We start from the raw sequence: 17,924 nt of genomic DNA, 5'->3' as shown, positions 1-17,924 counted from the left end.
CTGACGAGAGGCGGTTTTTATGAAGTTTGTTGACGAAGTATCGATCCGGGTCAAAGCCGGTGATGGCGGTAACGGTTGCATGAGCTTCCGCCGCGAAAAATTCATCGAAAACGGTGGTCCCAACGGCGGTGACGGTGGTGACGGCGGTTCGATCTACATGGTCGCCGACGAGAACCTCAATACCCTGGTCGACTATCGCTACACCCGTCACTTTGACGCCCAGCGCGGCTCCAATGGTGGCAGCACCGACTGTACCGGCAAGAAGGGTGAAGACCTGTTCCTGCGCGTGCCGGTCGGCACCACGGTGATCGATGCGAGCACCCAGGAAGTCATCGGTGACCTGGTCAAGGCTGGCCAGAAGCTGATGGTCGTCCAGGGCGGCTGGCACGGCCTGGGCAACACCCGTTTCAAATCCAGTACCAACCGTGCGCCACGCCAGACCACGCCGGGCAAGCCGGGCGAGCAGCGTGACCTGAAACTGGAAATGAAAGTGCTGGCCGACGTTGGCCTGCTGGGCTTGCCGAACGCAGGCAAGAGTACGTTCATTCGTTCGGTCTCGGCCGCCAAGCCGAAAGTCGCCGACTACCCGTTCACCACCCTGGTGCCAAACCTGGGCGTGGTCAGCGTCGACCGCTGGAAGAGCTTCGTCGTGGCCGACATCCCTGGCCTGATCGAAGGTGCTTCCGAAGGCGCCGGCCTGGGTATCCGCTTCCTCAAGCACTTGGCCCGTACCCGCCTGTTGCTGCACCTCGTCGACCTCGCGCCGCTGGATGAAAGCAGCAGCGCCGATGCCGCCGAAATCATCGTCAACGAACTGGTGCGCTTCAGTCCGGCGCTGGCTGACCGTGACCGCTGGCTGGTCCTGAACAAGACCGACATGCTCATGGACGATGAGCGTGACGAGCGCGTCAAGGAAATTGTCGAGCGTCTGCAATGGGACGGCCCAGTCTACGTGATCTCGGCCATCTCCAAGCAGGGCACCGAGCAGCTTAGCCGCGACATCATGCGCTACCTCGAAGACCGCGCCGACCGCCTGGCTGCCGACCCGGCCTACGCCGAAGAGCTGGCCGAGCTGGATCAGCGTATCGAAGACGAAGCCCGTGCCCAGTTGCAGGCCCTGGACGATGCCCGCGCCCTGCGCCGTACCGGCGTGAAAAGCGTGCATGACTTCGGCGAAGATGACGACTGGGATGATGAGGACGACGAAGACGGTCCGGAAATCATTTACGTGCGCGACTGATTCGTTGCAGTACACTAAACGCCGCTTTTTCAAGCGGCGTTTTAGTATCCACAGATTATGGGGGGCGCGCTGTCGCGCCTCTCACCGGCATAGGTTGGAAGAAGATGCGGAGCAAGGTGACGGGTGCGCAGCGCTGGGTCGTCAAGATCGGCAGTGCCCTGCTGACGGCAGATGGCAAGGGCCTGGATCGCGCGGCGATGGGTGTTTGGGTCGAGCAGATGGTGGCCCTGCATGAGGCGGGGATCGAGTTGGTGCTGGTCTCTTCGGGGGCTGTAGCCGCCGGCATGAGCCGCCTGGGCTGGACCAAGCGACCGAGTGCGATGAACGAGCTGCAAGCGGCTGCCTCGATCGGCCAGATGGGCCTGGTGCAGGCCTGGGAGTCGAGCTTTGCCGAGCATGGCCGGCACACCGCGCAGATCCTCCTGACTCATGACGACCTCTCCGACCGCAAGCGTTACCTGAACGCCCGCAGCACCCTGCGCACCTTGGTGGAGCTGGGCGTGGTGCCGGTGATCAACGAGAACGACACGGTGGTCACCGACGAGATCCGTTTCGGCGACAACGACACCCTGGCGGCGCTGGTGGCCAACCTGGTCGAAGCCGACCTGCTGGTGATTCTTACCGACCGCGACGGCATGTTCGATGCCGACCCGCGCAACAATCCTGATGCCCAGCTGATCTACGAAGCCCGTGCCGATGACCCGGCGCTGGACGCCGTGGCCGGTGGCACCGGTGGCGCGTTGGGCCGTGGCGGCATGCAGACCAAACTGCGTGCTGCGCGCCTGGCCGCGCGTTCCGGGGCACACACGATCATCGTGGGTGGCCGTCTGGAGCGTGTGCTGGACCGCCTGAAGGCCGGCGAGCGCCTGGGCACCTTGCTGTCGCCAGAGCGCGGCATGCTCGCGGCGCGCAAGCAGTGGCTGGCGGGGCACCTGCAAACCCGTGGCACCCTGGTGCTCGATGCGGGGGCGGTGCAGGCCTTGCGTCAGGCCAACAAGAGCCTGTTGCCGGTCGGCGTGAAGACCGTGCAGGGCAGCTTCCGTCGCGGCGAGATGGTGGTGTGTGTCGGCCCGGATGGCCTTGAGGTTGCCCGAGGCCTGGCCAACTACAGCGCGCTGGAAGCGCAGAAGATCATCGGCCAGTCTTCCGAGTCGATCGAAGGCCTGCTGGGCTACAGCGCGGAGCCTGAACTGGTGCACCGCGACAACCTGATCCTGGTCTGAGGAGTTGCCTGTGTTCAAAGGGATGATGATGGCGGCGCTGTTGGCGCTGCCGGTGTTGGCGTCGGCGGAAGAGATTGGCCAGGTGTCGACGGTGTTCAAGTTCGTCGGGCCGAATGACCGCATTGTGGTCGAGGCGTTTGATGACCCGAAGGTGGACGGGGTGACCTGCTACCTGTCGCGGGCCAAGACGGGCGGCGTGAAGGGCGGCCTGGGGTTGGCCGAGGACCGGGCGGAAGCGTCGATCGCTTGTCGTCAGGTCGGGCCGATCAACTTCAAGGGCCAGCTCAAGGACGGTGAGGAAGTGTTCAAGGAGCGCACCTCGCTGGTGTTCAAGACCATGCAGGTGGTGCGCTTCCTGGACAAGAAGCGCAATACGCTGGTGTACCTGGTGTACAGCGACCGTTTGATCGAAGGCAGCCCGCAGAACGCGGTGACGGCGATTCCGATCTTGCCGTGGGCTCAGTAACACCGCGTTGGATTCATCGCCGGCAAGGCCGGCTCCCACAGTGATGGGTGTGATCCTCACCTTGTGGGAGCCGGCTTTGCCGGCGATGGGTTAGATGTCTCAGGCCGAGGCTCCCATCTGCCCTCAGCCTCTCCCCATCCATGGTTTTAACTTCACACGGATCACTGTGGGAGCCGGCCTTGCCGGCGATGGGGCCCGAAGGCCCCTTGAAGATGCCTCAGGCCGACGCTTCTTCCTCTTCCTCCCGCACCTCGACCTTCTCCACATCCAGGCGGCTGATGTACTTCCAGTCATCCTCGTCGATGTAGATCCCGTTCGGCCCGCTGCCACCTTCCAGGTCGATGGCGACATGCGCTGACACCTGCGGCTTCACGCTCGCCAGAATCGGCACGAAGCCCAGCTGCAAGCTGGTCTCCAGCAACGCCGCCTGGTTGCGTTCGTCGATGTCCGCCGCCTCGTCGAGGTAGTACGGCAGGCGCACGCGCCCGGCCAGGTCGCGGTCCATCAAGTGCAGTAACAGGTACATGTTGGTCAGCGCCTTGATGGTCATCGTCGTACCGTTCGAGGCCGCGCCGTCGATGTCGGTATGGATGATCGGCTGGCCGCCCACCTTGGTGATCTCGAACGCCAGCTCGAACAGGTCCTTCAGGCCCAGTTGGTTGTGGTTCGCCGCCACGAGGCGCGCCAGGTACTCCTTGGCTTCCTCGTTCTTGTTGTCCTGCTCGGCGCTCTGGCTCAGGTCGAACACCGACAGCGTCTCGCCTTCTTCGTACTGGCCGGCACTGTGGATGATCTGGTCGATGTGCTTGAGCGCTTCCTTGTTCGGCGCGAGCACGATGCGGAAGCTTTGCAGGTTCGACACCTGACGCTTGTTGATCTCGCGGTTGAACAACGCCAGCTGGTGCTCAAGGCTGTCGTAGTCGCTGCGGATGTTGCGCAGGGTCCGGGCGATATCGGTAACCGCGGCACGGCGCGCCTTGCCCAGGGTCAGGGCTTCGTCGGTGCGGTGCGCATAGGCGTTGATCAGCAATTGCAGGCGACGCTCCATGTCGTCTTCACTGTCGAACTTGGCCACGCCCTTCAGGCGCACCTGGGCATACAGCGCCTCGATCTGCCCGTCGCAACGCATCAGGCCCTGCCAGCTGTCCTGGTAGTCGTTGAGCAGCGGCAGCAGGTTGTCCATCGAGTCGTCGACCGGCTCCATGAACGGCGTACCGAACGGCAGGTCGGCCGGCAGCAACTGGCGACGACGCAGGGCGTCATCCAGGGTGCGCTGCTTGGCTTCCAGATCGGCGATCTGCCGGCCCACCAGCTGCAACTTGGCCGACAGCTGCTGGACGCGCTCGGTGAAGGCATCGCTGGAGCGCTTCAGGTCGTCCTGGGCCGCTTCCATCTGGGCCAACTGCTCCAGCTTGTCGCCCTCTTCGGCGGACAGGGTCTGGGCGCGGCGGAAATCTTCCAGGGCCTTCTGCGCGTCCAGCACCTGCTGGTACAGCGCCTCGGTCTGGGTCTTGCTCGCGGCGCGGTCGGCGGCGACTGCCTGCTGGGTCTTGAGCTGCTTGAGCTCTTTTTCCAGGCGCTCCTTCTGGTCGCGCAAGGCGGCGCGGTCGGCCAGGGCCTGCAGGGCCGGCGGCTCGATGTGCGACAGGTCGATGGACAGGCCCGGCGCTTCGAAGCGCTCGCCTTTGAAGCGATCAAGCACCGCTTCCAGGGATTTGACCCACAGGTCGCTGTCATCCAGCTCGATACCGCGATCACCCAGCGGCAGGCTGAACAGCGCACCGTTGAACAGGCGCATCAGGCGCTCGACGTCCTGCTGCGAGAACTCCTCGCGCAGGCGCGCATAGCTGTTGTTGTCGGCGTGATCGAGTTGCTGCTTCACCGACTTCAGGCGTTTTTCCAGGTCGCGCAGACGCTCTTCGAGGTCTTCGGCGCTGAACTGGCGCGACTGTGCCAGGGCACCGGCCAGTTCGTCGTGGGCGTCCTTGGCGGCCAGCAGTTGCTGCTCCAGCACCTTCACGTCGTCGACCAGCGCAAAGCGGTGCTTGAGCACCGACAGCTCGCCAAGCCAGCGTTGTACGCCGGTGATTTCGCGCTCCAGGCGCATCAGTTCCTGGGTGCCGCCGCGCTGGCCGTTTTGCAGGCTGTCCTGTTCACCCTTGTAGTGCTCGGACTGGATCACCAGCTCTTCGCGACGAGCTTGGGCATAGTCCTGCCAGGTGCCCAGCAGCGAGTCGAGCAATGGCGATAGGCGGTGCAGTTTGCCGCGCAGGATGTCGCGCTGGGTCACGCCGTTGGCCAAGGCCTCGACCAGCGGGCCGGCGGACACCAGCGAGTTGTAGTCCTGCTCCATGCGGCGCACGTCGCGGAAGGCTTCTTCGCAGGCGGCGATGTAGTCGACGCTGCCCGAACGCAAGCTGTGCTCGAAGGCATCGAGGAACAGCTGCTTGAGCTTGGCCGCAGTGATTTCGCGCATGTGCAGCAGGTTGATGAACAGCGCGCGGAAGGTCTTCAGGCTTTGCTCACTGGTGGAGCGCAGCGGGATCAGGGTCAGGTCCAGCGGCACCGAGGTGTGGCCGCCAACCAGCAGGCGGCGCAGCTCGTCAGGCTTGAGCTCATAGGCTTTCAGGCCATTGCGCTCAAGGTTGCTGAACAGCTCTTTCTGGCGCAGGCAGGTGTCGTTCTTCTGGTAGTGGCCCAGGTCCAGCTCGCCGGCATAGGCAAAGAACTGGTGACCGAAACCACCGCCCGGGCCACGCCCGACCACGCCGATCACGTGCGGGCCGTGGGGCAGGTTGACCTCGCAGAGGATGTAGCTGGTGTCACTGGCAAAGTAGAAGCGCCGCGACTGCTCCAGGCTGTACTTGCCGAAGCTCATGTCCGACATGCGCGCCAGGATCGGGAACTGCAGGGCGTTGATCGAGGCACTCTTGCCCAGATTGTTCGCGCCATAGACCGACAGCGGGTGTTCCAGCGGGAACAGGCCAAGGCTGTAGCCGGCGGTGTTGAGCAGTGCAAAGCGGCGAATGCCGTAGCGTTCCTGGCTCATGCATCAATCTCCTGTTGCTCGTCGGCGATGGCGCGGGCCAAGGCGTCTTCTTCGCTTTCGTCGAAGGGGCTCAAGTCGAGCGGGTCGTCAGTCTTGTTCAGCTCTTGCGGGTCTTCTTCCTCGATCAGCACCGGCGTTGGCAGCGGCAGTGCGCTGTGCAGGCTGGCGGCCAGGTCGCGGTCCTGCTGGACCGACAGGCAGACATCAAGGAAACGGTGCATCGGCGGCAGGAAGCGGTAGATACCGTTGTCTTCGCTGGCAAAGCCCAACTGGGTCATGCGGCGCATGATCTTCTCTTCCAGCTCGTCCGGGGTCTGCACTTCGGCCTGGATGAACAGGTCGCGGTACTTCTCCAGCAGCGACGGCAGTTCGTCACGGCCCAGGCTGCCGCCATCGAGCACGGCCATCGGGTCGCGGCCCTGGTCGGCGAGGTGCTCGACCAGGATGAAGGTGAACAACGACAGGCGCTGGGCGGTCTTGTTGACCTGCGCGGCGGCCTGCTCGGGGACGAAGTAGTAGAAGCCACGGGTGTCGCACACCAGCTCGTAGCCCAGGGCGCGGAACAGGCCGCGGTACTGGTCCTGGAAGTTCGACAGCTGGGCGTACAGTTCCGGGTCGCGCCGGCTGATATGGAAGCCCTTGAACAGTTCGCGGAAGATCGGTGCGAGCTGGGACAGTTCGGAAAGATCAAGATGCATGGACAGGGCTCGCAGTAGTCTCGGGCGATGGCTCGCGGCTGGAGGTCAGGGCGAAGGAGCGCAGGCTGACCTGGTGTTCGCGGGTGAGGTAGTCACGGCGGTCGAGGCGCGCGCGGGCAAAGCGTTTTTCCCGCGACAGGCGCGAGAACCAGTACAGCAATTCGTCGGTGGCGCCTTCGGGCTCCTGCTCCAGCAGCCAGACCATCAGGTCCGGCAACGGCAGGGCGTTTTCGCAGCGCTGGAGCATTTCCTTGACCGTGCGCGGCGCACGCTGGGGCTCGCCCTTGTGGCTCTTGTGCGCCTTGGGGAACTGCGCAGGCTTGGGCTCGAAGCGGGCCAGGGCGTACACGTAGGCTTCGACCTGGCTGGCGTTGCCGAGGAAGGTGCTCTGGGGGCGGGTGAACAGCGGCATGGCCGCTTGCGGCACGGCGTCCAGGCCCTTGCGGCGGATCACCGACAGCGCCAGCGCGGCGCCACGGGTCACCGCGTTGTGCCGGCGCGCTTCTTCACGCAGCGGCAGCAGCAGTTCGCGGGCCTTGCGCAGGGTCAGCTGGGCGCTGGTCTGCATTTCCAGGATGCGCGCGTGGGTGCGCAGCAGCATGTCGTCGTCGACCAGGTGGCCCAGGCGTGCCTGCTCGCCGAGCAGGCGCAGCAGCACGGTCTCGACCTTGCGCACGCCCTGCTCGAAGGCGCCGTCGGCGTTGACCAGCTGGATCATCGGCTCGACGTACTCGTCCCAGGTTGCCAGGACTTCGGCGTAACGCTGGCGCAGCGGGATCTGCCGGTCGCTGGTCTTGGCCCGTTCGGCCACGGCGACCAGCGCTTGCTCGTCGTTGTCGAGCTTCTTGAGCACGTCGCGCACGCGCATGTCGAGCAGGCGCAGTTGGCGCGCCAGGTCGTTGCCGTCGCGAATCTCGAAGGCGTCCTGAATATGCCCGGCCAGGCGCTCGAGGTGGCGCAGGTAGGCTTCGATTTCCAGGCACAGGCCCAGCCGGTGTTCGCGGCGCAGGTAGGCGAGGAAGTCGTGGATCTGTGCGTTGAGCTCGAAACGGTTCGGGCTCTTGGCGACCGGGACCAGAATGTCCAGGCGGATCCACACGTCAAGCAGGCTGGTGATGTCCTGGGGCGTGCTGTCCAGCTGCTGGGCAGCCAGTTGCTGACGCAGTTCGCCCAGGCTCAACGTGCCGCCGTCGAAGCGCTCGCAGAGCGGCTCGAGGAGGGCCCAGTGTTCAGCTAGGGCGCGCAGGACGCGCTTGGGTTCGATCATTGGCGGGTCGACTCGTTGCCAAATAAAAGCGCCGATTGTACTGCATCGGATGCCCTTGGCTTCACCCCCTTGATCGCTTCGCGAGGTGACCGGGCGGTTTTCTGCCGATCGAGTGCGGCGTATCTGCCGTAACGGCGGTAGAATGGCGGCCCTGACTTATCCACAGATGGCCGAACCTTCTTGCTAATCGAGTCCCGCCGCCGCGCCTTCCTGAACGCCATGCAAGTGGTGCACTGGCTGCCGCGTACCGAACTGCCGTTCGCCGCGCCGTCGCGGCCCGAGCTGCTGTTGCCGCTCGAACCGCTGGTCGAGGAGGCGCTGCCGGCCGTGGTCGCCGCGCCTGTGACAGCGCCGGTTGGCAAGCCGGCAGAGCGGCCGAAGATCGAGATCCCGCGCCCGAGCGTGCTGGCCAAGGCGGCGAGCAAGCCGGTCGAGGCTGAGAAGGCCGCTGAAGTGGCGGTCAAGCGAGTCGTGGTGCCGCCACCGCGCTTTGCCTTGCAGTTGCTGCGCGCCGGCAGTTGCCTGGTGCTGGTCGAGCTGGCCACCGGTGAGCCGTTCCAGAGCCGTGACCCGTCCTACCTGCTGCTCAAGGACATGCTGCGCGCTGCCGGCCTGCCAGACAGCCCGCAAATCATCGGCGAGCCGGTGCGCTGGCCGTTGCTGGTGCGTGGCAACCTCGACCAGGGGCCGGAGGCGGCGCGTGACTTCGTCCAGGGCTTCATCCTTGCCCGGCTTGAAGAAGCGCCTTGCACTTGCCTGTGGCTGGTCGGCCTGCCCGCCGTGCGCTTTGCTGGTGAAGCGGACGAGCAGGCGTATTACCGCGAATTGCCGGTGGAGGGCCTGGGTACCGCCTGGGCCTTGCCTGGCCTTGAATTGTTGATGGACGAGCCGAACCGCAAGGCGGACGTCTGGCAAGCCATGCGCCGGCTGATGGCGCGCTGGAAAACCACGCAATGAGTGACACGATCAGTTTCCGCCGCATGACCGAGGCGGATCTGGATGCCGTACTGAAGATCGAATACGCCGCCTTCAGCCATCCTTGGACCCGGGGCATCTTCCTCGACGGGCTGAAGTCCTACGAAATCTGGCTGATGTTCGAAGGTGGGCAGCAGGTCGGGCATGGCGTGATCAACGTGATCATCGACGAAGCGCATCTGCTCAACATCACCGTCAAGCCGGAAAGCCAGGGCCGTGGCCTGGGCTTGCGGCTGCTTGAAGAATTGATGAAGCGAGCCTACGCGACCAATGGCCGCGAGTGCTTCCTTGAGGTACGTGCCAGCAATCAGTCGGCCTATCGGCTGTACGAGCGCTATGGTTTCAATGAGATTGGCCGACGCCGTGACTACTACCCGATTGCCGGGGGGCGTGAAGACGCCCTGGTGATGGCCTGCACGCTGTTCGAGTGACCTGGGTGCGCCCGCGCCTGTCACACATGCGCATCATCCATGAGGCTTGACCATGCACGATCTACAAGAACTGATTGATAACAACGCGCGCTGGGCCGATGCAATCAAGCAGGAAGACCCGGACTTCTTCGCCAAGCTGGCGCGCCAGCAAACCCCGGAATTCCTCTGGATCGGCTGCTCGGACGCCCGGGTGCCGGCCAACGAGATCGTCGGCATGTTGCCGGGTGATCTGTTCGTACACCGCAATGTCGCCAACGTGGTACTGCATACCGACCTGAACTGCCTGTCGGTGATCCAGTACGCGGTGGATGTGCTCAAGGTGAAGCACATTCTGGTGACTGGGCATTACGGCTGCGGGGGGGTGCGGGCGTCGATGCAGGACCGCCAGCTGGGCTTGATCGATGGCTGGCTGCGTTCGATTCGTGATCTGTACTACGAGAAACGTGTGGAGCTGGGCAAGCTTGCGACCGAAGAGGAGCGGGTGGACCGCTTGTGCGAACTGAACGTGATCCAGCAGGTGGCCAACGTCGGGCACACCAGCATCGTGCAGAACGCCTGGCATCGTGGGCAGAGCCTGTCGGTGCATGGCTGCATCTACGGGATCAAGGATGGTCGCTGGAAGAGCTTGAACGCGACCATCAGCGGGCTGGACCAGTTGCCGCCGCAGTATCGGTTGCGTCCGCAGGACTAGGGCCGCTGCGCGGCCCATCGCCGGCAAGGCCGGCTCCCACAGTTATGCGCTGCACACCCTATGGATCAGTGCATGCACTACCCTGTGGGAGCCGGCCTTGCCGGCGATGAGGCCGGAACTGCCTCGCCGCCGCAGTATCGGTTGCGTCCGCAAGACTAGGGCCGCTGCGCGGCCCATCGCCGGCAAGGCCGGCTCCCACAGTTGTGCGCTGCACACCCTATGGATCAGTGCATGCAATACCCTGTGGGAGCCGGCCTTGCCGGCGATGAGGCCGGAACTGCCTCAATCCATCTCAAGCGGCTTGTGCAATTCGCGCAACGCCCGGGTCATCGGCCCGGTATTGCACTTGGCCGCCGCCTGCTCAGGCGTCATCTCGCGAATGCTGCGGAAGAACAGCTCACAGGTCTGCTTCTTCGCCGTCACCTGCCACTTCTGCGTACAGGCATTCAATGTCGCCTTGGCATCCGCCTTCGGATTGCTGCCCATCCCGGCCTGCCAGCACGCGGCGCTCAAATCCTGGCCCATCATCCGCAAGCCGGACTCATCCGCCTTCTCCTGGCTGCCATCATTGTTCGCCGGGTCAGCCGCATACCAGATCGCACTCGGGTGGTTCGAGCCCAGCACCGGCACTGATTGCTCAGGCGTCGGCTTGATCGTCACCAGCCCCAGCACCTTTACCACTGGCCCGTATTGCTGCTGAATCCAGGCCCGCACCGGCGCACCAAAGGCCACCATCGGCAGCGACACATCACCCTGGGTTTTGGTGGTTTCCTTGACCATGCGCAGCTGGTAATCGCTGAAGTACCCGTAGACCCCCTCAAGGCTCTTGCCAGCAGAGGCGGGCGCCGCAATCGGCGCGATATCGACAATGGTCTGGAACGCCGGAGTCTGCTCGGCAGGAATGCCGTTGAACGTCAGCAGGGTGGCCCAGCGGTCGGTGGTGTTGGATTTCAGGTAATCCTGATAACGGGTCAGCGAATAGTCCGGCGGAAAGTGCAGCAACTCGACGCTGCGCCGGTTTTCCAGGGCCATGCCCAATGGCAGGAACAGGTACCAGCTGTAATCCCAGCCACCCGCGCGGTTCAGCTTGCTGGCGCCTTCATAGGCCAGCTCGCCGGTTTCCAGCAACGCCTTGAGCGGTTTGTCATAGCCGTCCGGCACACCCTTGATATCGGCATACAGCTTGTCGTTGTCGCGGTGCACCTTCACGGTGGCGGCCGCATAGCCGTCGCGCTGTACGCTTTGGGTCAGGTAATGCTCGACGGTCTGCTCCAGCGTCCAGTCGCGGTAGCAGATGACATTGCAGTTGTTCGGGTAGGCAAACAGCCGGGTCACGCGTTCCTGGCTGCCCAGGGCAACCTGCGTATCGGCCAGGGCGCCAGCGCTGGCGCCGAGGGCGGCGAGACCAAGGGCAAGGTGAACGGTCTTGCGCATGCTTAACTCCTTGTAGTGGGCCTCCCTCCGGGTGGGAGGGTTGCCATACTGGGGGAGTTTCCCCAAGGAAGGAAAGAGGGGTAAGTGGCCAATGTGCAAGGGGATCAAGGGGCTGTTGCTGGCGGGCGTGCTGTTTGCCGCGCCGCTGCAGGCCGATGAGCGCGACCTGTGGCAGTTCGCGCAATGGACGGGGGATCACGCCACCCGCGATTTTCGCGAGATGCTGGTGGATGCCCGGCTGTACGGCGTGGTGCCGCTGTACCAACTGCTGCGCTCGGCCAGTGACTGGCGACTGTGTTCGGCGCAGCCGTTCGCGGTGCCGCCGCGTTCGAACTGGCCGGCGGTGCAATCGACCTTGCAACTGCTCAAGCTGCTCGGTGAGGAGCGTGTACTGAGCAGCTATGAAGTGGTCTCGGCCTACCGCGACCCGCAACTCAACCGCTGCGCTGGGGGTGCGAAGGACAGTGCCCACACCCGCGCCTTCGCCGTCGACCTGCTGCTGCCCGCCTGGGCCGACCCGAACCCGCTGTGCCAGTTCTGGCAGCGCTATGGCAAGCCGTGGAACATGGGCCTGGGGCGTTATCCCTCGGGGCGCATTCATATCGACACGGCCGGGTATCGCACCTGGGGTGGGGATTTCAGCGCAGGCTCGTCGTTCTGCCAGCCGCTGGCGCCGGGCGCAGCTCGGTGATCAGCCAGTCAGCGAAGCGTCGGCATTTTTCCGTGGCTTCGATGGGCTGAGGGCAAAGCAGGTGGTAAGCCGAGCCATCGCGAACAAAGCCATGGGGCGCGTGCAACTGACCGCTGGCCAGTTCGTCCTGGACCATCAAGTGCGAGGCCATGGCCACGCCGAGCCCGGCGCTGGCGGCCTGGATGCACAGGTAAAAGTGTTCATAGTCGGCGCGTTGGGCGCTGAGTTCCGTTTGCCCGCTCAGGCGTAGCCAGGTGCTCCACGCGTTGGGGCGCGAGGCGCTGTGCAGCAGGCGCACGCCGGCAAACCCCTGGTCGGGTAAGGGGGTGGCGGGGCTGCACACCGGGCCGGTCCACTCTTCGCACACCTGCAGTGCATGCAGGCTGTCGTCCCAATGAAAATCATCGCGGCGCAGTGCCAGGTCGATGCCGCTGCGCACGAAATCGACCGGCCCGCCTGCGGCTACCAGGTGCACCTGGATATCCGGGTGAGCGGCCTGGAAGGCCGGCAGCCGCGGAATCAGCCACTTCATCGCCAGGGTCGGCTCGCACGACAGCACCAGCACTTCTTCGCGGGCGTCCTGCTGCAGGCGGTGCACCGTGCCTTGCAGTTGCTCGAAGATCGATTGGGTGGTGGCGAGCAATTCGCGGCCGGCCTGGGTGAGGAAGATCGCGCGGTTGCGCCGCTCGAACAGCGGCACGCCCAGTTGCTCTTCCAGCAGGCGCACCTGGCGGCTGACGGCGCCATGGGTGACATGCAGCAGTTCGGCAGCACGCACAAAGCTTTGCGTCTGCGCGGCAACGTCGAAATAGCGAAAGGCGGTGAGGGCGGGCAGCTTCATATGTGTGAGGAAAACTAGCGGATTTGTCGCACTATAAATCGATTTTTCGCCGGGCTGAAGCACTCGATAATGCCGGCGCACGGGGGGATCCGTGCGTGTTGCTAGCGTATTCATCGAGGAGTCCTGCGTGAACGAACTTGTAGCTGTTGCCCTGATCACGGTGTTGGCGGTGATCAGCCCCGGCCCGGATTTCGCCATGGTTACCCGCAACAGCTATGCCTATGGCCGGCGGTCCGGGTTGTTGGCGGCGCTGGGGATTGCCTGCGGGGTGCAGGTGCATGTGCTGTACACGGTTCTGGGGGTGGCGCTGGTGATCAGCCAGTCGCCGCTGCTGTTCATGGCGATGAAGGTGTTGGGGGCAGGGTATCTGGTGTACCTCGGGTACCAGTCGCTGACCAATACGGCGGTGCTTTCACTGGAGGGCGATGGTGCTCGCAGCCCAAGCCCGTTGGCGGCGTTTCGCAGCGGGTTCCTGACCAATGCGCTGAACCCCAAGACCATGCTGTTCGTGGTCAGTGCCTACACCCAGGTGGTGCAGGCGGGCAGTACGCTGGCGACGGACTTTGCCTATGGCTTCTTCATGTCGTTCGCACATTGGCTGTGGTTCAGCCTGGTGGCAGTGTTCTTTTCCAGCGCGGCGTTGCGCCGCAAGATGCTGGCACGCCAGCGGGTACTGGACCGGGTGATCGGTGTGGCACTGATCGGCTTGGGCGGCACGGTAATGTTTGCGGGCAAACTGTAGGTGCTGGCGTTGCAACGGAGCTTGTTGGCGGCATAAGATAGAATCATTCCCATTTAGCGTTGCTCGTGAATGAAACCGTCCCCTCCTGCAGACAGCCTCGATTCCTTGTACAAGGGTTACCACGGCTGGCTGCTGGTCTGGCTGCGGCGGCGCCTGGACTGCCCGCACAACGCGGCGGACATGGCGCAAGACACCTTCATTCGCTTGCTCGGTGCTCGCGAGTACGTTGCCCCGCGCGAGCCGCGAGCTTTCCTGGCCACCGTCGCCCGTCGCTTGATGATCGATCGCGGCCGCCGGCAGAAGATGGAACAAGCCTACCGCGACGAGCTCGCCCGGCATGTCGAGCACCTGGAACAGGCGCCTTCTCCCGAACAGATACTGGCAGCCCTCGAAGCGCTCGATCACATCGCCAGGGCGCTTGAAATGATGATCCCGCGGGCTCGCCAGGCATTCATCCTGCGTCACCTCGAAGGCCTCAGCCATGCTGAAATTGCTGAACGCCTCAAGGTTTCCACCAAGACCGTGCAGGGCGACCTGGTGCAAGCCTTGCTGCATTGCCACGCCGCATCCGAGAGCGCCCTGTGAGTACCGCGCCAGCGTCTACGGTGATGCGCGAAGCCGCCCAGTGGCTAGTGCGCCTGGACGACGACGCGGATGCTGACACGCAGGCGGCATTTACCGCCTGGCTGACGGCTGATCCGACGCATGTGGACGCCGTGCGCCGTTTGCAAGGCAGCCTGGCCGCCCTGCACGAATTGCCCAAGGCACCGACACGCGCGGCGTTGAACAGCATCGCCCGGCCGCGCAGTGCAAGGGGCGGGCTCAAGGCGCTGGCTGTGGCGTTGGCGCTGTTGCTGCCGCTCGGGTTGGTGTTGCAGCAGTATCCGCCGTCCTATCTGATGGCCGATATCCGCACCGGTACTGGCCAATGGAGCACTCAGCAGTTGCCCGATGGCAGTCGCATCCGCCTGGGTGGCCATTCTGCGGTGGATCTGCACTTCGATGAGCAGAGCCGTACCCTGCGCCTGATCAGTGGTGAGATCCTGCTGGATGTCGCCAAGGATGCCAGCCGACCGTTCCGGGTGGTCACCGCGTACGGCAGCATCCGCGCCCTCGGTACGCGCTTCGTGGTGGAGCAACTGGAGCGTGCGACACGCCTGGCGATGATCGAGTCGAGTACCGAAGTGAAGAGTGTCGGCAGCACGCTGACCGTCAGCGCCGGGCAGCAGGTGCGGTTTGACGCTTCCGGCGTGCATGCGCTCGAGGCGATTGATGGCCTGGGGCTTGAGCAAGCCTGGGCGGCGCACCAGTTGATCATCAAGGAGCAACCCCTGTCGCAGGTGCTGGAGCGCCTGTCACGCAACCATCGCGGCTACCTGTTGTTCGATGCCAAGGCATTGGCCGGGCTGAAAGTCACGGCGGTACTGCCGGCGGACGACAGCGAGCGGGCCTTGCGCTTGTTGGCGCGCAGCCTGCCGATCAAGGTCGATGCCTATTCGCCATGGCTGACCCGAATCACGCTCAAGTAGAAATTATTGTCAGGCGCTTCCAGTTCTCGTTTCCCGTGCGTCCTTGTACTAGCCACTACATCGGAGAATCGGGAACATGTTTTCACCCTTGCGCCCTCGTCACTCGCGCAGCGCTTTAGCGCTGGCCGTCCATTTCACCCTCGTTGGCGTGCCTGCGCTCGCCGTGCTGCCTGCGCAGGCCCAGCAGCAGGTGCAGCGCTACGACATTCCTGCCGGCCCCTTGGGCGATGTGCTCAGCCGCTATGCGCGCGAATCAGGCGTGGCGATTTCGTTCGATGCCAGCCAGGTCGCCAGCCGGCAAAGCCCGGGCTTGCAGGGTAGCTATGGGGTGCAGGAGGGCTTTTCTGCGCTGTTGCGTGGCCAGTCACTTCAGGCGCAATCAAGCCCGGACGGCTACGTGCTGGTCGTGGTGCCGCAAACCAGCGGTGCGCTGGAACTGGGCGCCACCACTATCAATGGCCTGGGGCTGGGGAGCACCACGGAAGGCACTGGTTCCTACACCACCGGCGCGACAAGCACGGCGACCAAGCTCAACCTTAGCCTGCGCGAAACACCCCAGTCGGTCAGCGTGCTGACCCGCCAGCGTATTGATGATCAAAATTTGCGCGGCATCGGACAGGTGCTCGAGCAGGCACCAGGCATCAACGTGCAGAGCCCGGGCAGTGATCGTTTGTATGTCTTTTCCCGTGGCTTGGCGATCGACAACTACCAATACGACGGCATGCCGACCACCTCCTTTGCCTTCAGCCAGGCCTTGCCCCAGGCACTGGCCGACATGGCGATCTACGACCGTGTTGAAGTGGTGCGTGGCGCGACTGGTTTGCTCAGTGGCGCGGGTGATCCTTCCGGTACGGTCAACCTGGTGCGCAAGCGCCCGACCGATACCTTCAAGGGCTATGTCAGTGCAGGCTTGGGTTCGTGGGACCTGTACCGCTCGGAGGTGGATGTCGGTGGCCCGTTGACCGACAGCGGCAATGTGCGTGGTCGCGCCGTGGCGGCCTATCAGCAGGGCAACAGCTTCACCGATCACCTGCAACAGGAAAAAACCATTCTCTACGGGATCACCGAGTTCGACCTGAGCGATAGCACCGTACTGACAGTGGGCTTCGATTATCTGAACAGTGATCCACGGGGCTTCTCCACCACCGGCTTGCCGCTGCTGGATCGCTACGGCAACAAGCTGCACACCTCGCGTTCGGACAACCCGGCCAGTCGTGATAGCAGCAACCGTCAACAGATCTACAACAGCTTCGCCTCGCTGGAGCAGCAGTTGGCCAACGACTGGAAGCTCAAGGTCGCCGCAAGTTACCTGTATGGCACCCGCGACTATGACTCGGTGATTGCCGGCACCTCGACCGGCTTTGTCGACCCGGCTACCGGCAACGGCTTGAAGTACACCGCGACCAAGGGCGAGAACTGGCAGAAGCAGCAAGGGCTGGACATCTTGTTGTCCGGCCCCTTCCAGTTGATGGGGCGTGAGCATGAGTTGGTGCTGGGCTTCAATTACCAGGAATACGAAAACCGCCGCAACGGCTTCGGCAACCCGGTTGCCGGAGGCAAGAGCGACAACCTGGTGAGTGGCAAGCCGGTGAACATCGGGACCTGGGACAACTATGCGCCGCAGCCGGTGTACACCATCAATCGAGAAGACGACAACCTAAGCCAGCGCCAGAACGGTGCGTACCTGGCAACGCGGTTGAAGCCGACGGATGATCTGTCGCTGATCCTGGGTGCGCGGGTCAGCTACTTCAAGTACGACGCCAGCATGCACTACAACGTGCCGGCCATGGTTCGCTCCAATACTGATGATTCGGCCAAGAGCACGGGTGAGGTGACGCCTTATGCGGGCGTGGTCTACGACCTGGACCAGCACCATTCCGTGTATGCCAGTTACACCAGTATCTTCAAGCCGCAGACCTACAAGGATCAGGGCGGCAAGTTGCTGGCGCCGCGTGAGGGGGACAACTACGAGGTGGGGCTCAAGGGCGAGTATTTCGAGGGTCGCCTGAACACCGCTGTTGCCCTGTACGAGGTAAAGCTGGAAAACGACAACGTGCCGGATGGGTACATCATCGGTTCGGATTTCCAGCCGGCCTATACCCCGAAGAAAACCACCACGCGGGGCATCGACCTGGAGATCAGCGGGGAGATCCTGCCGGGCTGGAACCTGGATGCCAGCTACAGCCATGCCGTGGTCAAGGATAGCGAGCATGAGCGGATCAAGACCATCATCCCTGCGGACATCTTCAAGCTGTGGACCACCTGGCGTCTGCCGGGTGAGCTGGATCAACTGACGGTGGGCGGTGGGGTGAACTGGCAGAGCCCGATTCACTTCACGGCTGATTCCTGGCAGCTGTCGGCACCGGCGACCTACAAGCAGGATGACTTCGCGACGGTCGGGCTGATGGCGCGTTACCAGATGACGCCGCAGTGGTCGGCGACGGCGACGGTGAACAACCTGTTCAACAAGAAGTACATCAGTTCGCTGGACGACAACTTCTACAGCGGCTCGTACGGTGACCCGCGCAATGTGATGCTGACGACCAAGTGGTCGTTCTGAGGTGAGGTGACGTGTAGCCGCTGCCGGAAGGCTGCGCTGGAGGCCGGCAGGGCTCCCGGCTTTCGTGCCTGCGTCGCAGGCAAGCGC

General features: G+C 63.8%; 16 protein-coding genes. 11 read left to right on the top strand and 5 right to left on the bottom strand.

The genetic code is table 11. The features are described 5' to 3' along the window. Window positions 1-19: 19 nt before the first annotated feature. The 3 genes from cgtA (at window position 20) to M5G11_RS12500 (ending at window position 2,929) form a co-directional block, all read left to right on the top strand. Window positions 20-1,240: an Obg family GTPase CgtA gene (gene cgtA, locus M5G11_RS12510; protein WP_273911555.1), complete on the top strand. Its 1,221-nt coding sequence runs from the start codon at window positions 20-22 to the stop codon at window positions 1,238-1,240. A 104-nt stretch (window positions 1,241-1,344) separates the two neighbouring features. After that, complete coding sequence (proB, locus tag M5G11_RS12505; RefSeq protein ID WP_273911556.1) at window positions 1,345-2,463, top strand: glutamate 5-kinase; 1,119 nt, start codon at window positions 1,345-1,347, stop codon at window positions 2,461-2,463. A gap of 22 nt (window positions 2,464-2,485) precedes the next feature. Continuing rightward, window positions 2,486-2,929, top strand: coding sequence for a CreA family protein (locus M5G11_RS12500; RefSeq protein ID WP_273911689.1), 444 nt, complete (start codon window positions 2,486-2,488; stop codon window positions 2,927-2,929). Window positions 2,930-3,146: 217 nt separating this feature from the next. On the opposite strand, the gene mksF is transcribed toward M5G11_RS12500, so the two are convergent. Genes mksF through mksB form a run of 3 tightly spaced genes read right to left on the bottom strand, consistent with a single transcriptional unit; the run spans window position 3,147 to window position 7,943 of the window. Next, entirely contained in the window at window positions 3,147-5,978 is a 2,832-nt protein-coding gene (gene mksF / locus M5G11_RS12495) for an Mks condensin complex protein MksF (RefSeq protein ID WP_273911557.1), read from the bottom strand. Next, complete coding sequence (gene mksE / locus M5G11_RS12490) at window positions 5,975-6,676, bottom strand: Mks condensin complex protein MksE (RefSeq protein ID WP_273911558.1); 702 nt, start codon at window positions 6,674-6,676, stop codon at window positions 5,975-5,977. Before mksE ends, mksF begins: the two co-directional genes overlap by 4 nt. Continuing rightward, on the bottom strand, window positions 6,666-7,943 hold the full coding sequence (gene mksB / locus M5G11_RS12485) for an Mks condensin complex protein MksB (RefSeq protein WP_273911559.1): 1,278 nt from the start codon (window positions 7,941-7,943) through the stop codon (window positions 6,666-6,668). Before mksB ends, mksE begins: the two co-directional genes overlap by 11 nt. Before the next feature lie 180 nt (window positions 7,944-8,123). Here mksB and M5G11_RS12480 point away from each other — a divergent pair, with 180 nt between their 5' ends. The 3 genes from M5G11_RS12480 to can are packed head-to-tail and all read left to right on the top strand — an operon-like array spanning window position 8,124 to window position 10,040. After that, the gene (locus M5G11_RS12480; protein ID WP_273911560.1) at window positions 8,124-8,900 is read left to right on the top strand and encodes an energy transducer TonB; all 777 of its coding nucleotides are present in this window, start codon (window positions 8,124-8,126) and stop codon (window positions 8,898-8,900) included. Next, complete coding sequence (gene rimI, locus M5G11_RS12475) at window positions 8,897-9,349, top strand: ribosomal protein S18-alanine N-acetyltransferase (RefSeq protein WP_273911561.1); 453 nt, start codon at window positions 8,897-8,899, stop codon at window positions 9,347-9,349. The genes M5G11_RS12480 and rimI overlap by 4 nt, the downstream gene beginning before the upstream one ends. 52 nt (window positions 9,350-9,401) lie before the next feature. After that, window positions 9,402-10,040 carry a carbonate dehydratase gene (can, locus tag M5G11_RS12470; RefSeq protein ID WP_273911562.1) on the top strand — a complete coding sequence of 213 codons (639 nt, stop codon included), beginning with the start codon at window positions 9,402-9,404 and terminating at the stop codon, window positions 10,038-10,040. Between the two features lie 282 nt (window positions 10,041-10,322). On the opposite strand, the gene M5G11_RS12465 is transcribed toward can, so the two are convergent. Next, complete coding sequence (locus M5G11_RS12465) at window positions 10,323-11,474, bottom strand: hypothetical protein (protein ID WP_273911563.1); 1,152 nt, start codon at window positions 11,472-11,474, stop codon at window positions 10,323-10,325. Between the two features lie 91 nt (window positions 11,475-11,565). On the opposite strand from M5G11_RS12465, the gene M5G11_RS12460 reads away from it, so the two are divergent. After that, window positions 11,566-12,165 carry a D-Ala-D-Ala carboxypeptidase family metallohydrolase gene (locus tag M5G11_RS12460; protein ID WP_273911564.1) on the top strand — a complete coding sequence of 200 codons (600 nt, stop codon included), beginning with the start codon at window positions 11,566-11,568 and terminating at the stop codon, window positions 12,163-12,165. Here M5G11_RS12460 and M5G11_RS12455 read toward each other — a convergent pair. Next, the gene (locus tag M5G11_RS12455) at window positions 12,113-13,006 is read right to left on the bottom strand and encodes a LysR substrate-binding domain-containing protein (protein WP_273911565.1); all 894 of its coding nucleotides are present in this window, start codon (window positions 13,004-13,006) and stop codon (window positions 12,113-12,115) included. The two genes, M5G11_RS12460 and M5G11_RS12455, sit on opposite strands and share 53 nt — an antisense overlap. Before the next feature lie 127 nt (window positions 13,007-13,133). Between M5G11_RS12455 and M5G11_RS12450 the strand changes: the two genes are divergently transcribed. From M5G11_RS12450 to M5G11_RS12435, 4 genes are all read left to right on the top strand, one after another. Continuing rightward, window positions 13,134-13,748 carry a LysE family translocator gene (locus M5G11_RS12450; protein ID WP_273911566.1) on the top strand — a complete coding sequence of 205 codons (615 nt, stop codon included), beginning with the start codon at window positions 13,134-13,136 and terminating at the stop codon, window positions 13,746-13,748. A 69-nt stretch (window positions 13,749-13,817) separates the two neighbouring features. After that, the gene (locus tag M5G11_RS12445) at window positions 13,818-14,333 is read left to right on the top strand and encodes a sigma-70 family RNA polymerase sigma factor (protein ID WP_273911567.1); all 516 of its coding nucleotides are present in this window, start codon (window positions 13,818-13,820) and stop codon (window positions 14,331-14,333) included. Next, window positions 14,330-15,277, top strand: a complete 948-nt coding sequence (locus M5G11_RS12440) for a FecR family protein (RefSeq protein ID WP_273911568.1) — start codon at window positions 14,330-14,332, stop codon at window positions 15,275-15,277. The genes M5G11_RS12445 and M5G11_RS12440 overlap by 4 nt, the downstream gene beginning before the upstream one ends. A gap of 76 nt (window positions 15,278-15,353) precedes the next feature. Continuing rightward, complete coding sequence (locus M5G11_RS12435; RefSeq protein ID WP_273911569.1) at window positions 15,354-17,837, top strand: TonB-dependent siderophore receptor; 2,484 nt, start codon at window positions 15,354-15,356, stop codon at window positions 17,835-17,837. The last annotated feature ends 87 nt before the right edge of the window (window positions 17,838-17,924 follow it).

This window comes from Pseudomonas fontis (assembly GCF_028656955.1).
In the GTDB taxonomy this organism is placed as follows: domain Bacteria; phylum Pseudomonadota; class Gammaproteobacteria; order Pseudomonadales; family Pseudomonadaceae; genus Aquipseudomonas; species Aquipseudomonas fontis.
The sequence above is the reverse complement of the archived record's forward strand: the minus strand, read 5'-3'. Positions and strand labels throughout refer to the sequence as shown.

Coding starts and splice junctions, on each gene's coding strand:
- cgtA (WP_273911555.1), top strand. CDS start 20: ATGAAGTTTGTTGACGAAGTATCGATCCGGGTCAAAGCCGGTGATGGC.
- proB (WP_273911556.1), top strand. CDS start 1,345: ATGCGGAGCAAGGTGACGGGTGCGCAGCGCTGGGTCGTCAAGATCGGC.
- M5G11_RS12500 (WP_273911689.1), top strand. CDS start 2,486: ATGATGATGGCGGCGCTGTTGGCGCTGCCGGTGTTGGCGTCGGCGGAA.
- mksF (WP_273911557.1), bottom strand. CDS start 5,978: ATGAGCCAGGAACGCTACGGCATTCGCCGCTTTGCACTGCTCAACACC.
- mksE (WP_273911558.1), bottom strand. CDS start 6,676: ATGCATCTTGATCTTTCCGAACTGTCCCAGCTCGCACCGATCTTCCGC.
- mksB (WP_273911559.1), bottom strand. CDS start 7,943: ATGATCGAACCCAAGCGCGTCCTGCGCGCCCTAGCTGAACACTGGGCC.
- rimI (WP_273911561.1), top strand. CDS start 8,897: ATGAGTGACACGATCAGTTTCCGCCGCATGACCGAGGCGGATCTGGAT.
- can (WP_273911562.1), top strand. CDS start 9,402: ATGCACGATCTACAAGAACTGATTGATAACAACGCGCGCTGGGCCGAT.
- M5G11_RS12465 (WP_273911563.1), bottom strand. CDS start 11,474: ATGCGCAAGACCGTTCACCTTGCCCTTGGTCTCGCCGCCCTCGGCGCC.
- M5G11_RS12460 (WP_273911564.1), top strand. CDS start 11,566: ATGTGCAAGGGGATCAAGGGGCTGTTGCTGGCGGGCGTGCTGTTTGCC.
- M5G11_RS12455 (WP_273911565.1), bottom strand. CDS start 13,006: ATGAAGCTGCCCGCCCTCACCGCCTTTCGCTATTTCGACGTTGCCGCG.
- M5G11_RS12445 (WP_273911567.1), top strand. CDS start 13,818: ATGAAACCGTCCCCTCCTGCAGACAGCCTCGATTCCTTGTACAAGGGT.
- M5G11_RS12435 (WP_273911569.1), top strand. CDS start 15,354: ATGTTTTCACCCTTGCGCCCTCGTCACTCGCGCAGCGCTTTAGCGCTG.